Origin of the sequence: Mycoplasma sp. 125 (genome assembly GCF_051549845.1) — a bacterium.
Taxonomy (GTDB): domain Bacteria; phylum Bacillota_I; class Bacilli_A; order Mycoplasmatales; family Metamycoplasmataceae; genus Metamycoplasma.
The window spans coordinates 117,667-133,177 of sequence record NZ_CP196079.1 but is presented as its reverse complement, the minus strand read 5'-3'; the positions used below and the strand labels follow the sequence as shown (position 1 = coordinate 133,177).

The window sequence follows — 15,511 nt, the reverse complement described above, 5'->3', positions numbered from 1 at the left end:
TTTAATTTACCTCATTAATTAAGTGCTCTATGTGTTTGGCTACATTACCGACTACAAAAGAAATAGTTTTACTTTGAATTGCAACTCCGGTTATACCATCAAGATTTTTTAATTGCGGTATAGCAATCTTGGTCTTATCAAAAAAATTAATTTTTAAAATTTTTTGTGTAGCTGATACCGATTTAATATTTTCTTTTCCACCTAATAGCGAAACAAACACATCAAAATTAAAACTTAATTTAGTTTCCTTTGAGAGATAATTCTTGGGTTTGGTTTGTCTAAATCTTTTCTTTCAATAAATTAAAATAAATCCAAAAGTAACTATGATTAAAAAGATATATAAAAATTTGTTTTTTGGGTTCATATTAACACCTTTTTCACTTAAAAATTTCTACTTTTAAATTATATTTTAATTTAAAATTAATATCAAAAAAACATTTAATTAATAGTAATTTTCAACAAAGATATCAAATAAAATTTATTAATTATTTTTTCAACTTAATTTAAGCATAAAAAAGTTATAATGTTGGATTATTAAATAATAAATTATTTAATATGATATTTTTAAAAAAGTTATAAAATTTATACAAGAATTTATTAAAAAAGAAGGCACAAAATGGACAAAAAAAGAGTTTTAAGTGGAATTACGGCTACAGGAAAATTAACCATAGCAAACTATATTGGAGCAATAAAAAATATGGTTAAATTGCAAGAAAATTATGATAGCTATATATTTATCGCTGATCTCCATGCTCTAACCCTCCCTATTGAACCACATATCCTTGAAGAAAATCGTAAAAATATATACGCTTTATTTATTGCCTGTGGAATTGATCCTGAAAAATCGACCCTTTTTTTTCAATCAGATGTTATGGAACACGGTTTAATGAACTGGTTAATTTTAACAAATACAACTATTGGTGAATTATCGAGAATGACTCAATTTAAAGATAAATCTCAAAAAGTAAAAAGTTCAAATGGTATGGAAACAATTCCGACAGGACTTTTAATGTATCCAACATTGATGGTTGCTGATATTCTCTTATATGATGCTGATTTAGTGCCTGTCGGAATTGATCAGAAGCAGCATGTTGAATTAACAAGAAATATAGCTCAAAGACTAAATAATAAATTCAATATTAAATTCAAGGTTCCTGAGCCATATATACCGGAAGTTGGGGCAAAAATTATGTCACTAGTTGACCCAACTAAAAAAATGTCAAAATCAGATGCAAATGAAAAATCAGCAATTTATTTATTGGACGATCCTGAATTAGGATATAAAAAAATAATGAAAGCAGTTACTGATTCTGAAGGAAAAATTTACATCTCAGACGATAAGCCGGGCATTAAAAATTTATTATCAATTTATTCTTCACTTAAAGATATAGACTTAACGGAAGCTGAACAACATTTCAAAGAAAAAAATTATGGTGAATTAAAGCAAGAAGTGGGCACCTTAGTTAAAGATTTTTTAACTAAAATTCAATCAAAATACAATGAAGTAATAAAAGATATCGAAAAAAAAGCAAAAAAGGGAGCACAAAAGGCTTCAAAAACTGCTTCAATTACTCTTAAAAAATTTATGAAAGGACTAGGTTTAAATAATGAAATCAAATAATAAATTAAATCACTCAACTAGTCATCTATTAGCTGCAGCAATTTTAAAAATGTATCCAAATACAAAACTGGCAATTGGTCCTGCTATCGAGGAGGGTTTTTACTATGACTTTGAATTTGAAAATCCAATTTTTGAATCAGACTTACCTCGAATTGAAAAAAAAATGAAAAAACTAGCTGAACAAGGTTATGAAATGAAAAAAGTCGAAAAAGACTTTTTCTCTTTTGAGAATCAACCCTACAAGCAAGAATTATATGATAAATTCGTAAATGAAAAAAAAGAAATAACCTTCTTTCAATTCAAACACCCAAAAACTAATGAAATTTTATTCACAGATCTTTGCGCTGGTGGGCATATCGAAAATACTAAAGAAATTAAGCATTTTAAATTGTTATCAATTGCAGGGGCCTATTGAAAGGGTGATTCTAATAACAAAATGCTAACAAGAATCTATGGTACTTCGTGAGAAACTAAACAAGAACTTGATGATTACATAGAAATTCTAAAAGAAAGAAGGGAAAGAGACCACCGCAAAATAGGCAAGGATCTAAACCTTTTTATGTTTAGCCAACTGTCGGGCCAAGGTTTCCCAATTTGACTTGAAGATGGAATGAAAATTCACAATTCAATCCAAAGATATGTTTTAAAGTTAGATAAAAAATTTGGTTTCACCGAGGTTTTAACTCCTCATTTTGGAGAAAAAAAATTATATGAAATGAGTGGTCACTGATCACATTATCAAGACGTTATGTTTAGTCCTATATTGATGGATAATGAAACTCTTGTGGCACGCCCTATGACTTGTCCGCATCATATAATCTTATTTAATTCAACAAGACGTTCATATCGCGATTTACCTATACGATATTCTGAACAATCTAGGTTGTACCGCTATGAAAAATCAGGTGCCCTTTCTGGATTAGAAAGAGTTAGATCTATGGATTTAACCGAAGGACATATTTTTGTTAGACCAGACCAAATTAAATCTGAATTTAAACACCTTTATAAAATGATTCTACAGGCACTCAAAGATTTTAAAATTGAAATAGACCATGTTTCACTTTCTTTAAGGGACCCAAATGATGAAGAAAAATTCTTTAAGGATGATCAAATGTGAAACAAAGCCGAAAATGACCTTCGTGAAGTATTAAGAGAATTAAACATTGAATACAAGGAATTTATAGGTGAAGCAGCTTTTTATGGTCCAAAGGTCGATTTTCAAGTCAGAACTGCGTTAAATAGAATAATAACAATGTCAACACTTCAACTTGATTTCTTGCTCCCTCATAGATTTAACATGAAGTTTGTTAATGATAATGAAGAATTTGAAACACCTGTTTTAATTCATCGTGGCTTAATTGGAACTTATGAAAGATTTATCGCTACATTATTGGAACAAACCAAAGGTATTCTGCCGTTTTGATTAAGTCCAAGACAAGTTACAATAATGCCAATTGTAAGTGATTTAAATGATTATTGTCAATCTCTATTTGAGGAATTTTTGGATTTAGATTTTAATGTTAATGTTGACTTAAGAAACGAAAGAATAAATAAAAAAATTCGCGATGCACAAATTCAAAAATCTAAATTTATAGTTATTATCGGACGCCAAGAGGTTGAAAATAACAAATTAGCTGTAAGAGAATATGGCAGCGAAAAAACCGAAATATATTCAAAAGAAGAATTTATAACCAAATTATCAATGCTGAAACGCGAATTAAAATAATTTAAAAAGTTAGGTAATCCTAACTTTTTTAAAAATTTTTACTTTTTATATATCTAATTTAGATTATAGCCTTTACACGTAATACAATTAAAATAATGTTAACAATAATTAATAATGTTAATATTGTGAATAAAGCAAGGAAAGCTCTTTTTTCACGTCATAAACCAAGTTTTTTATTGTGAGGCATTGCTTTGCATGATGAACATGAGCTCATTGCTTCTTCAGCAAAACCTGTAATAATGTATTCATGAGTCATTGATGAATTGCCTTCGTTTTCTAAATGAAATGAAACAACTAATGTATTGCCTAACTGTTTAACCTTTTCAATAATTGTTATGTATTTTGAAAATGATTTAACATCAAGAGCCGAAACTTGTGAAGCCTTTCTTGTTTCAATATTTTCAACATAAAAAGTTGTTTGTGATGCTTCTGCTTCTAAATCGATCATAGGGGTAGTTTTCATCTTTTTAACTGGCATTGGTTTATCCACCAAATCCTCCTTTTCAATATATTCAATAGCCTTTTCATTTTCAACTTTAACTTCTAATATTTTTTCAATTATGTTACGAGCTTTCTTTATATCAACACTTCCACGGTAGGCCCCGTCTTGATGAAATCACACACGAGTATCATTTTTTGATTTTTCACTAACTCTAATAAATTCTGAAACAGCATCAACAAATTCAGTAAAATTACCTGAAATTTTTTGATTTGCTTTTTTGAAATTAAATGACACTTTTTTATCATCACCAATCTTTTCAGAAATGTAATATCTTTCTAGTTTACTTTTGGTCATTATTTCCTTTCTATTGTTTTATATTTTATATAATATTATGCTTTAATTATAGACAAAAAAAATAATTTAATTCATTTATATAAACAATTTTTATTTTTTTAAGATACTAAATACTAAAAAAGCAATCATTTTCAATAAACAAGCAATGTTTTAGCAATACTTCTTATAAGAACATCAAACTAAAATTCAAGACGTTTATTATTTAATAATTCAACAATTTTTTCAACATTTTCAGGAGTTATTATAGGCTTTAATTGGCGCTTTGCATCATTCATAAAACTTGATAAATCTTTGAGTTTAGAGAAGCCTAAATATCCTGGATAATTATTAATATCAATTTTATCGATGTCTTCAAATATTAAAATGCCAATCACTGGAAGATTATTAGGAAGTAAAGGAAGTAAATTATCAATATTTTTATTCAAATCCCAAAATAAGTTATTAATACAATATTTGGCTTTGGGCGTAGTCAAAAACCATTCACGATTATTATAATCACCTTCAACTAGCATAGCATTATCTTTTATATTTTTAATAACAAAAAGACCATAGCTATTTATGATTAGGGGACCACTAATAAAGGAGTCAAATTTTTCAGGTCTATATTTACCTTCCTTTATATATTTCGTGTTAGGTATAAACCTACTTATTTTCTTAATTTCGGTGTTTAGATCAACTTTATTAATTTCACTTTCTTCATTTTGCATTTCACTTCTTTTTTTGTTTTTGAAATGTCTTATAATAAAAATTAAGTCAATGATTAATATTATTGCTAACATTGTGTAAATAACAATCAACAACACCACAGCTTGTTTTTCCATTTATAAATTTCTCCTTAGACTAAAATGTGTCTTTTTTGTTTTTTATCAAGTTCACGAAAATTGGGGATAAATGATTCTAACAAATCCCGAAATGCTTTTGAGTGATTTGGATGAATTATATGGCAGATCTCATGATAGGCAACATATCTTATTATTTCTTCACTAAAATGAATTAATTTATTGCATATGCTTATCCTATGCGTCCTTATATTTATTGAAGCTCAGGATGTATTTTTTTTCATAACAATAAATTTTAGATTGCATTCCTCACCAACAATTTTTTTATATGCTTCATCAGCATAAAACTTAAATACGATAATTAGTTTTTTATTCAATTGATCATTTACATAAGTTTCAGCTAATAAAGGAGTTATTTTTTTAGAGATTTTTATTGACTCAAATTTTTCATCATCAAAAATGATAAGGTTTTCTCTTATTTTAAAATTAACTTTTTTGCCTAAGTAATAAAATGTTTTCTTATTATTATCAACACCAAGAAAATATTGATTATCAATATTGATTTTTTGAGTTATTTTTAATATTGTTTCATCCACAAACCTTCAACATTCCTTAGAACATAATTTTATAATTGAACCTTGCAAAACATAATAATTATTTTCTTGCAATAGCAAAAAGGAATTATCGTAAGTATAATAAAGTTTTATTAAATATTTTTCTTTATTTATTATTCTATAAACAGTCATATTAGGGCTTTTCATATAAAAATATTTTAATAAATTAAAATAAATAATGTGTAATTATTAAAAAAAGTAACAAAAAACAAAAATAGTAACTAAATACAAAAAAATATTGCGTTTTTATGTAAAATTAGTATGCTAATTATTTTTTTTAGCAAGAAAGGCAAAAAAATGGCAAACATTAAATCAAAACAAAAAGCAATATTATCTAACGAAAAAGCTAACGCACGTAACTCAGCTATTAAATCAACTGTAAAGACTGCTATCAAAAAAGCTAAATTAGCAGCAACATCACAAGATGAAAAAGCAGCTGAATTAGTTGCTAAAGCACACCATGAAATTGATAAAGCTGTTTCAAAGGGTGTTTTACACCAAAATAATGGTGCAAGAAAAGCTAGCCGTTTAGATGCATTTATTGCTAAATCAAAGAATTAATTCTTAATAAATAATTTTTTAAAAACCGGAAAATTCCGGTTTTTATTTTTTTGCATATTTATTAATCTTAATATGCTTTTCTTTTTTGATATTAAAGACAATTACATATTCGCCCTTAATTGACTCATTTTCTAATAATTTAATAATTTCATTTGGAGTCCCGCGATAATCTTTTTCAAAAAGTTTGGTTAACTCTTTGCATAAGTAAATATCAACTTTTTTAGAAAAAACTTCATCAAAATCTTTTAATGTACTTATTAGCTTATATGGCGATATATACGCCACATAAACACCCTCATTAATTTTTTTTAACTGATTAATTCTCTCGCCACTTTTATCTTTCAAAAAACCAATAAAGTTAAATGTAGATCCAAAGTTAGATTTTATGAATGCATGAGTAAATGCAGTAACTCCCCCTATAACATCAACAAAAATTCCATTTTTATTCGCTTCACTAATTAAATTAAAACCAGGATCAGAAATGCAAGGCATACCAGCATCAGAAATTAAAGCAACTTTTTTCCCAGATAATATATAGGAAATAACACGGGGAGCCAATTCTTTCTCATTAAACTTATGATAAGAAATCAATTTTTTGCCTGTTATTTTAAAATTATTTAATAACTTCTTACTTACTCTTATATCTTCGCACAAGATAATTTCGACTTCATTTAGAATTCTAATAGCGCGCAAGGTTATATCTTTTAAGTTTCCAATAGGGGTTCCAACGATATAAATTTTAAACTCCATAGAACTCCTCTAATTTCAACAATAAAATAGCTTTTTGTAGATTAAAGTTTGCTGCATTTTTTAGATTTACTTTAGTTTCTTGAAGAACACATAATATTTTATAAATAGGAACATAATCAAATGATGTTGGTTGTATTTTATAATCATTCAAGATTAGTAAATCATTAAATCCTTTTTTTACTTTATATATATCCATAAATGCCATGATCATAAAATTTATGATTACTTCCTTATTATCATAGTTAAAATGACTAATAATTTTAACTAATAATTTTTGTGGCTCTTTATTGGAATTAACTATTGACTTGCTTAATTCTGTAAAAATAGGAATAATGTCTTCATTATATTCACTATTTGTATGAACAAAAAAATTCTTAAATGGCTTAAATTCATTAATATCTCTTGTATTTAAGGTATTATTTAATTCAATAATGAATGCACGTGATTTAATTGTACTTATAACCCGAGAAATATAATTACAAGACATTAAAACAATGGTGTTTTGGGGTGGATTTTCTAAAAACTTTAAGAGACTATTAAGTGATTGCTGTGTACCATTTTCAACAGTGTCAATTATTAGTATTTTTTTCTTATTTTTAGATAACAACGATGTTTCAGTTGTTTCATTCATAACATCAAGAATATTTTCTTTGCCAATTGTATTTTTTCTTCCATCCACATAAAAGTAAATATCGCCTAGTTTAATGTCGCTAATTTTTTCAAAACATTCACCATTAACATTATTAATAAAATATAAAAAATATTCATCAAAACTTTTAATATTTTTTGATGAAAATAAATAAACTTGCCCTAATTTTTGCTCTAAGAGAGAGTTATCAATTATTTTTTTAAAAACAAAATCAATCATTATAAAATATTTTCTTTTTTAAGAATTTCTAAAACTTTCTCATATAAATCAATAATAGAACAATTTGCATCAATAACACGGTATCTAGAGCGGTTTTTTGCAATAACCTTATTATAAGCCTCTCGCAAAGAAAAATAATATGATACATCGGAAGTCTCGAATCTATCCATTCCTTCACGCATCTTAGTAATTCTTTCAACCGATACAGAGGGTTCAAGATCAAAAAATATTATTAAATCAGGTTCAGTTTTATTTGTTGCTATTTGGTTAATTATTTCTACTTTTTCCAAGCCAGCATCACCTAAAACTCCTTGATAAACATATGATGATGTTGTATAACGATCTGTAATTACATGTTTTTCTTCCTGCAAGGCAGGCCATATACCTTTTTCAAGATTTAAGCGTCTACTTGTCGCAAAAAGCAAAGCATCAACCATCGAGCTAAATGAATTTTCATTATCAAGAATTAATTGTCGAATGTGTTCAGCCTCTTTTGAAAAAGCAGATCCTGGTTCTCTAGTAAATACAAAATTATCAATTAATCCATCCTTAATAAGATCATTCTTTAGCATTTGAATAATAGTTGTTTTTCCAGATCCGTCCATGCCTTCAAAAGCAATAAATTTACCTGTTCGACCCATAAATACTCCTACACCTTTTTCTTGTTTAATATTGACTGTTTTAATGAAATCGGATCGGCGGCATCGATTGACATTCCAAAAGGAATACCAACAGATAGCTGATACAGATCCTTATTTTTTAATTCATCTCGTATCTTTTTCTCAAGAAATTTCATTGTTATTTGGCCATTTATATCAGTATTTAAAGCTAAAATAATTTCATCATTTTTTGATGCTACACTTAATAAATGGTTGATTTTTTTAGTTGTTTCATTACTAATTTGTTTAGTATTGATATATTCATTAAAAACAAAATATTTGCCTTTTTCAATGTCCAACTGCTCAATTTTTTCAATATCATTGTTATCTTGGACTACAAAAAGTTTTTTACCTCTTTTTTTATCTAAACAAATATCACAAATATCCTTAGTAGTATATGCTAAGCATTGTGTACACTTCTTGGTTTGCTTTTGTAAGTCTATAATATCCAAAAACAATGTACTTGTGTATTCTGGATTAACCTCAAGAAAATAAGTCACAATTTTGCCTGCCTGCTTTTTTGAAATACCAGGTATCATTTTTAGAGCTTCAACGATTTTATCTCTAAGTTGTAAATTCATTAAAATGGTAACCCGCTATTTGAATACTTTGCCCCAATTTCATCATATGCAGCTTCAATTTTTTCAAGAGCCTCATTAACTGCAAGCATAACTAAATCCTGTATTAATTCAGGATCCTCAGGATCTATTAATGCTTCATTTATAATAATCTCTGTAATTTTTCTTTGGCCACTCATTGTAACCTTGATTCCTTGCTTTTCAACAACAAACTTTTGTTGAGCAACAGCTTGCTCATCCTTTTCCATTTCTCCTTGAATTCTCTTTGCATTCTTTAACATTTCATTAATGTTCATAATAATTCTCCTTACTTTTTTTAATTTCCTTATGTCTTCACAATATCGCCAAATAATTTCTTAGCAAATTCTACATTGGGATTTTGTTTATTTTTATACTTATCTAAATTTGGCAAATTAATAATTTTAATTTCTTCGCCTTTTTTGCTTGCTCAATTTTCTTTACAATATTTTATAGCATTATCAAGCTGGTTACGCGTTATTGCAACAACATTTGTGTATCTACCAAAAATGCTATTAACAGCCTCAATAAAATCAGGACTAGTTCTTTTTAAATTTAGTTGATGAACCCTTGCAATGTCTTCACTTTTTAAAACAATGAGGTCATCAATACTATAAAATATTTTAAAATCTGTCAACAAAGTAATCAAATATCCAAGTTCCTTCTTAATTCTTCTTTCAATCATATTGTAATACATAGTATCAATATCTGTCTTAGCCTTAGAATCGTAATTATAAATCTTCATTCGCACGTATTGGTAAATAAAAACAAGCGAATTAACCTCATCTTGGTCTAACTCTGCCTTAAGGATTTCGACAGTCTTAGAAGGGGCAAGATCATTATACTCAGCACTAATAATATCATTTAATAAATCTGAATTCTCATATTCCTTGGCCGTTTCTACAATAAGAATTTCTGATGTTTTTTCAAGCAATTGATCAACATTTATTTCTTCAATTCCAACATCTTTGAGCTCTTTTTTGATTGATTGTGTACTAATTTCATTAGGAGATTCAAATTGATTAGAAATGCTTTTAAGATCAAAAATTGAATTAAATTGTTTATGATTATCATTATTAGCAATTTCGTCATCAACCAGTTGGAAATCATTATTCAAATTATCTTGATGAACTTTTTCTTTATTATTAAATGAAAAATTATTATCTTCAATATTTTTTTTGATAATTCCATCATTTAAATTATTTTTCTTATAAGAAGACATCTTTAATAAATAAAGATCAATAAGTTCTTTGGGAATATCAGAATTTTTTGAATCTCTTATTGCGCTTTGAATTAATTCTATATATTTAAATAAAGCTTCATCATCAATATCAAGTTCACTAAGTTGCTGTTTATTAGCAAACTCTAATAATGATTCGTCATGAGTTTTTTTCATAATTATATAGTCTTTAAATGCCTTAAATATTTGTAGAACAATTTTTTCAATGCTAGCGCCATTTTCAACCAAATAATTAAACTTGTCAATTAAAGGCTTATGCTCGTTGGCACATATACATTTTATTAAGTATCAGATATTTTGAAAATCTACTATTCCAAAGAGCCTTTCTATTGCTTCTTTAGTTATTTCTTCATTTGCACAATAAATAGCAACTTGATCAGCAATACTTAACGTGTCTCTAAAACTGCCATTACCCAAATCAACAATTAACTTAATGGCATCATCCTTTGCTACTATATTTTCTCTCTTAAAGATATTAACAAGCTGATTAAATAATACTTTTTTATCAATCTTTTTAAAGTTAAACCTTTGAACACGACTTAATATTGTTAGCGGGATCTTCTGAGGATCAGTAGTTGCTAAAATAAATATAGCGTGTTTTGGCGGTTCCTCGAGAGTTTTTAGAAGAGCATTAAAAGCTGCTTTTGATAACATATGGACTTCATCAATAATATAAATTTTATATTTACCATTTGTAGGCAAATGTTTGATTTTCTCTTTAAGTTCTCGAATATCTTCAATTCCAGTATTTGAAGCAGCATCGATTTCAATAATATCAATATTATTATCAATCGATTTAATGCATTCTAAACATGGACTTTCTGAGCTACGGTGGATACAATTAATAGCATTTGCAAAAATCTTTGCTGTCGAAGTTTTACCATTACCATGCGGACCACAAAATAGATAGGCATGGCCAATTTTGTTTTCATGAATAATATTTTTTAGTGTCTCTACTATGTGTTGTTGTCCACAAATTTCCTCAAATGTCTTTGGACGATATTGACGATATAGAGCTAAATATTTTTTTGTGATCACAGAACTCTCCCTAAACATAAATAATATATTTTATACCAATGTTTTAAATTTAAAAAACATAATAACCTTTAGTTAAAGGTCTATCAAAAAAGCAAAGGTATTCTATGCTATTATTGTATTAAATTATATAAGCAAAAATTATCAAAACTTCTTTTTTTAAAAAAATCATGTTAACATAAAACAAACTATTATTATTGAAATTAAAAAACATTTACTAAGTTCTAACTAATAGTAAAAAGTATTTATTTTAATATATATAATAATAAATATGAATAAAATTGATAACCTAATCAAGTCACAAATCAAGCGCAATTTCTACACATTCTTTGTATTAGTAATAGTAGCTCTATTGGCATCCGTTATACAAATAATTGCTTCAGCATTATTAAAAAAAGACATCAATAAAAATTTATTAATTGGAATATTAGCTATAATTACACTAACAAATATTATTATGTTGTTAACTAGCCTTAGCTATATGCCAATATTTAAGGAAAGAAAAAATCTTAATCATAATAAATTATTAAAAACCGTTTTTGGTCTAGTTATTGCTTTAATTGCTTTTATTTTAATTTTTTTTCTGCTAATATTTCTAATCAATGGGACTCACCAGGCTATAATAAATGCTTACTTACAAAAAAATCTACATAGTAAGGAAAAGAATATTAATTTATTCATGAATTTAAAAATAATCAAGTTAATTTTTGATTCTCTTCTAATTTTAAATATAATTACAATATTGGGAATAAATATTACAATTAAAAAAAGAGGTGGCATCTTAAATGAAATACGTTAAATCATGCGGCGCAGTAGTGTTAAATAATATTGAATCTAAATTATATGTTTTGCTTGTTCAACAAACAGCCGGCCATTGGACATTTCCTAAGGGACATATGGAAAAAAATGAGACAGAGATCGAAACAACACTAAGAGAAGTTAAAGAAGAAACAAATGTTGATATTGAAATCATTGATGGCTTTAAAGAAAAAACAACATATTCTCCATTCAAAAACACAACTAAAGATGTTATATTTTTTTTGGCAAAACCAAAAAATTTTGATATAAAAAATAAGCCGGGAGAAATAGAAATAGTTGAGTGAGTTGGAATTGAAGAAGCTATGGTGAATCGCATTACTCATGACTCAAACCGGGAAGTGCTCCAAAAAGCTGTAAATTACTACATCACCAATTGTTGAAAATATAATAAATAAAATCTGGATTTAATCCAGATTTTTTATTATTTCTTTCCGCCGGGGATGTCATATATATCAATGATAGGTGCGTGACCTTGAATTCCGCCTGAAAATAAATTGTAAAGATCACCTCATTTTGTATCTTCATTTATGATGGTTTCTTTTTTAGAGGATGTTGATTCACTTTTTTGTTCTTGTTTTTGTTTAGATTCTGTTTTTGGTTTAGTTTGCATTTGACTAGGTTCATCATCCTCATCTCACGGAACATTTAACTCAGGCTCATCTTTCGGCACTTCAGTATCGTATAAATTATCATTATGGATAGTTATATCCTTATTATTGTGTGAATTATCTATTGAAAATCCAAATCTTTGTCCTTTTCCTTCTTTCATCTTATCGTATTTGTTATACAAGTATTTATTAAAAAACGTGTCAATAATTCTTTTAATTTCATCATTAGAAGGATCGTTGTAATCGATTTCAATTTTTGGAGCTTCATTTTTTATATTATTTATAAGATTATTGTTGGTGTTAATTAAATCAACTGAGTCTAGTTTAATTGCATTCTTAATTAATAGATCTTTAATTGGTTTATTTTGTTTTATTAAGTCTGTAAGAACTTCTTTTGAATGATGTTTCTTTAAATCTTCATAAACAATTTTAATATTATCGCCAAACTGTTGATTTTTATCTTCATTTGGAGTTTCTGGTTTCTTTGTTTCTGGGTTTTCTGGTTTCTTTGGTTCAGCTGGTTTTTCTGGGTTTTCTGGTTTAGCAGGATTTGCACATGATAGAGCTATAACTGGTGTTGCCAAAACAGGTAAAAATCCTAGAAAAAGTAATTTGCTTTTTTTCATTTTTCTCCTTACATTTAATTAAGTTTAATAAAGCATATTTTATAGTATTTTTTTTTTTTTTTTGTTTTGGCAAAATTTCGCGATTAATACTCTAATTATGACCAAAATTTTAGACAAAGCCAAGGCATTTATGAAGGCACTTTTTACTACCTAGTATTATTCTAATTTACGTCATTGATCTAATAAAAACATATTTACTGCGAAAATATCACTAACATAAATTTGTTTTATTTAATTAATTATTCAATCATTAAACTTAAGGAATAAAAAATGGCAAAACAGCCATTTTTTGAACAAATTAATTTAATCTATTCTTTTTGTTGTGGAATCAAAACCCTCTAATTTTAGTATAAATTCACGCAAAACTTCATTCTTTTGATTATTAAGAATTTCAATTATTTCTTCTGCGATTTTTCCTTCAGAAACTAGCCGTTTTCTTTCTGATTCAAGTAAAAAGTTAATAAATTCATTTGCGGCATTAATGCTTTCTTGAATATTGTTTGGATTAATATTATTTGCCAATCAAGGAAAATCAATTTGGCTATTTGAGGAAGGTAACGCCTCATAGTTATTCAATAAGTTAATACTACATTCCATTGCTATTCTATCAGTAAATTCCTTAATTTTTTTTGATCATACTAAACTGGAACGAGCTCACGATTATAATAAGCTGCTTATCATATATTTGCAAACAGTTCTAACATTCTTTATAAATAAGAAACTAAAAATCGTATCCTATATTTAGACACAAATTTTTATATAAATTTACTTTTTTCAACGCTTACTGAATTTTTTAATCATAATTTATTCAGTTTATAAGCATTTTTTATAGTTTTTCCTTACAAAGTATCCTTACTTACTAAAAAATAAAATTATCTAGTTCATTTTCTCATCCGACACCTTTTTTTGTGGAGTGTCTAAGATTATATTTTTTGGTAATAAATTTCCAATCAATAAATTTTTAATATGTTTATTTTTATGTCTAATATCATTTAGAGTATCCTTTGGCAGAATATTTTTAATAGTTTCATAAACTGATTGTAAATCTTTTTTGTTCACTAGTTTTAGAATTTATAGATGCTAGATTTTTAGTGGTTTGGTTTGTTTTATAAGTAAGGGCTGCAAATTACTACTATTAATGTTGGTTAAAGTTTTGAAAAGTAATTTTCTTTTTTTATTATTCTCCTCTTGTTCTATTTGAACAATGGGGCTTTTTGTATATAATTTTCAATTTTTATTCACAAAATATCTAGGTTTTTAAATATGCATCGCATTTTTTGTTCTTAACTTCAACAAGATATTTTAGCTTAAAAACGGCATTTTTTAACAATGCTTAATAAGTTTTATTCGCATTTTAATATTAATTTTTATCCCTTTTGATAATAAAAAACCAGACTTATATCTGGTTTAGAATAAAAAATTAATTATTATAAAATTTAATTTATTTGAAATGTAAGGCCATCTTTATCACTTTGGATACCATAGCTTCCTAAACTACCGCTAAGTAGATTTGCAAAAAAATCGGCCAATTTACTTGCATCTTGTGTTGTTTGTAAAACTTTTGGCTTAGATGGTTCATCATCTTCATCCCATGGTTGATTATGGTCCGGTTCATAAAATTCTCATGGAATATTTTCCTCTGGCAGATCTAACGGATACACATCAAAATCAAAGGTTCCACCTTCATCGAGAGGAAAATCAAACCCTTGTTTGCCTTCTTTTGATCTATCATAATGTTTATATAAATTCTTGTAATAAAAATTATCAATTACATTCTTAATTTCTTCATTAGTTGGGTCACTAAAATCAATTTCAATTTTTGGTGCTTCGTTTTTTATATTATTTATAAGATTATTGTTAGTATTGATTGAATCAACTGAGTCTAGTTTAATTGCATTTTTAATTAATAGATCCTTAATTGGTTTATTTTGTTTTATCAAATCTGTAAGGACCTTTTTTGAATGATGTTTTTTTAAATCTTCATAAACAATTTTAATATTATCGCCAAACTGTTGATTTTTTTCTTTATTTGGAGTTTCTGGCTTCTTTGTTTCTGGGTTTTCTGGTTTCTTTGGTTCAGCTGGTTTTTCTGGTTTTTCCGGTTTAGCAGGATTTGCACATGATAGAGCTATAACTGGTGTTGCCAAAACAGGTAAAAATCCTAGAAAAAGTAATTTACTTTTTTTCATTTTGCTCCTTATATTTAATCAAGT

19 protein-coding genes are annotated in these 15,511 nt (G+C 27.0%); 5 read left to right on the top strand and 14 right to left on the bottom strand.

Going from position 1 to position 15,511, the window contains the following annotated elements:
* Window position 1: 1 nt before the first annotated feature.
* The gene (locus ACSH4Z_RS00585; RefSeq protein WP_438340693.1) at window positions 2-364 is read right to left on the bottom strand and encodes a hypothetical protein; all 363 of its coding nucleotides are present in this window, start codon (window positions 362-364) and stop codon (window positions 2-4) included.
* A 252-nt stretch (window positions 365-616) separates the two neighbouring features.
* Here ACSH4Z_RS00585 and trpS point away from each other — a divergent pair, with 252 nt between their 5' ends.
* A complete protein-coding gene (trpS, locus tag ACSH4Z_RS00580; protein WP_438340692.1) occupies window positions 617-1,621 on the top strand; it encodes a tryptophan--tRNA ligase in 1,005 nt (334 codons plus the stop codon).
* Window positions 1,608-3,347 (top strand): threonine--tRNA ligase, encoded by a 1,740-nt coding sequence (thrS, locus tag ACSH4Z_RS00575; RefSeq protein WP_438340691.1) that lies wholly within the window; start codon window positions 1,608-1,610, stop codon window positions 3,345-3,347. Before trpS ends, thrS begins: the two co-directional genes overlap by 14 nt.
* 58 nt (window positions 3,348-3,405) lie before the next feature.
* On the opposite strand, the gene ACSH4Z_RS00570 is transcribed toward thrS, so the two are convergent.
* The 3 genes from ACSH4Z_RS00570 to ACSH4Z_RS00560 form a co-directional block, all read right to left on the bottom strand.
* Window positions 3,406-4,143, bottom strand: a complete 738-nt coding sequence (locus tag ACSH4Z_RS00570; RefSeq protein ID WP_438340690.1) for a hypothetical protein — start codon at window positions 4,141-4,143, stop codon at window positions 3,406-3,408.
* Window positions 4,144-4,322: 179 nt separating this feature from the next.
* On the bottom strand, window positions 4,323-4,964 hold the full coding sequence (locus ACSH4Z_RS00565) for a hypothetical protein (RefSeq protein WP_438340689.1): 642 nt from the start codon (window positions 4,962-4,964) through the stop codon (window positions 4,323-4,325).
* Window positions 4,965-4,978: 14 nt separating this feature from the next.
* The gene (locus tag ACSH4Z_RS00560) at window positions 4,979-5,683 is read right to left on the bottom strand and encodes a YgjP-like metallopeptidase domain-containing protein (protein WP_438340688.1); all 705 of its coding nucleotides are present in this window, start codon (window positions 5,681-5,683) and stop codon (window positions 4,979-4,981) included.
* A gap of 150 nt (window positions 5,684-5,833) precedes the next feature.
* On the opposite strand from ACSH4Z_RS00560, the gene rpsT reads away from it, so the two are divergent.
* Entirely contained in the window at window positions 5,834-6,097 is a 264-nt protein-coding gene (gene rpsT / locus ACSH4Z_RS00555) for a 30S ribosomal protein S20 (protein ID WP_438340687.1), read from the top strand.
* Window positions 6,098-6,139: 42 nt separating this feature from the next.
* On the opposite strand, the gene rsmI is transcribed toward rpsT, so the two are convergent.
* The 6 genes from rsmI to dnaX are packed head-to-tail and all read right to left on the bottom strand — an operon-like array spanning window position 6,140 to window position 11,248.
* Window positions 6,140-6,847 (bottom strand): 16S rRNA (cytidine(1402)-2'-O)-methyltransferase, encoded by a 708-nt coding sequence (rsmI, locus tag ACSH4Z_RS00550; RefSeq protein WP_438340686.1) that lies wholly within the window; start codon window positions 6,845-6,847, stop codon window positions 6,140-6,142.
* Complete coding sequence (locus tag ACSH4Z_RS00545; RefSeq protein ID WP_438340685.1) at window positions 6,837-7,715, bottom strand: hypothetical protein; 879 nt, start codon at window positions 7,713-7,715, stop codon at window positions 6,837-6,839. The genes rsmI and ACSH4Z_RS00545 overlap by 11 nt, the downstream gene beginning before the upstream one ends.
* Complete coding sequence (gene tmk / locus ACSH4Z_RS00540) at window positions 7,715-8,356, bottom strand: dTMP kinase (RefSeq protein ID WP_438340684.1); 642 nt, start codon at window positions 8,354-8,356, stop codon at window positions 7,715-7,717. The genes ACSH4Z_RS00545 and tmk overlap by 1 nt, the downstream gene beginning before the upstream one ends.
* Before the next feature lie 8 nt (window positions 8,357-8,364).
* The gene (locus ACSH4Z_RS00535; RefSeq protein WP_438340683.1) at window positions 8,365-8,955 is read right to left on the bottom strand and encodes a toprim domain-containing protein; all 591 of its coding nucleotides are present in this window, start codon (window positions 8,953-8,955) and stop codon (window positions 8,365-8,367) included.
* The gene (locus ACSH4Z_RS00530) at window positions 8,955-9,248 is read right to left on the bottom strand and encodes a YbaB/EbfC family nucleoid-associated protein (protein ID WP_438340682.1); all 294 of its coding nucleotides are present in this window, start codon (window positions 9,246-9,248) and stop codon (window positions 8,955-8,957) included. The genes ACSH4Z_RS00535 and ACSH4Z_RS00530 overlap by 1 nt, the downstream gene beginning before the upstream one ends.
* Before the next feature lie 29 nt (window positions 9,249-9,277).
* Window positions 9,278-11,248: a DNA polymerase III subunit gamma/tau gene (gene dnaX, locus ACSH4Z_RS00525; RefSeq protein WP_438340681.1), complete on the bottom strand. Its 1,971-nt coding sequence runs from the start codon at window positions 11,246-11,248 to the stop codon at window positions 9,278-9,280.
* A gap of 268 nt (window positions 11,249-11,516) precedes the next feature.
* Between dnaX and ACSH4Z_RS00520 the strand changes: the two genes are divergently transcribed.
* A complete protein-coding gene (locus ACSH4Z_RS00520) occupies window positions 11,517-12,044 on the top strand; it encodes a hypothetical protein (RefSeq protein ID WP_438340680.1) in 528 nt (175 codons plus the stop codon).
* Entirely contained in the window at window positions 12,031-12,459 is a 429-nt protein-coding gene (locus ACSH4Z_RS00515) for a bis(5'-nucleosyl)-tetraphosphatase (RefSeq protein ID WP_438340679.1), read from the top strand. The genes ACSH4Z_RS00520 and ACSH4Z_RS00515 overlap by 14 nt, the downstream gene beginning before the upstream one ends.
* A 26-nt stretch (window positions 12,460-12,485) precedes the next feature.
* Here the strand turns inward: ACSH4Z_RS00515 and ACSH4Z_RS00510 are convergent, their stop codons facing one another.
* From ACSH4Z_RS00510 to ACSH4Z_RS00495, 4 genes are all read right to left on the bottom strand, one after another.
* Window positions 12,486-13,298 (bottom strand): hypothetical protein, encoded by an 813-nt coding sequence (locus ACSH4Z_RS00510; protein ID WP_438340678.1) that lies wholly within the window; start codon window positions 13,296-13,298, stop codon window positions 12,486-12,488.
* A 303-nt stretch (window positions 13,299-13,601) separates the two neighbouring features.
* On the bottom strand, window positions 13,602-13,895 hold the full coding sequence (locus tag ACSH4Z_RS00505) for a hypothetical protein (protein WP_438340677.1): 294 nt from the start codon (window positions 13,893-13,895) through the stop codon (window positions 13,602-13,604).
* Between the two features lie 279 nt (window positions 13,896-14,174).
* Entirely contained in the window at window positions 14,175-14,357 is a 183-nt protein-coding gene (locus tag ACSH4Z_RS00500; RefSeq protein WP_438340676.1) for a hypothetical protein, read from the bottom strand.
* Window positions 14,358-14,734: 377 nt separating this feature from the next.
* On the bottom strand, window positions 14,735-15,487 hold the full coding sequence (locus tag ACSH4Z_RS00495; RefSeq protein WP_438340675.1) for a hypothetical protein: 753 nt from the start codon (window positions 15,485-15,487) through the stop codon (window positions 14,735-14,737).
* Window positions 15,488-15,511: the final 24 nt, after the last annotated feature.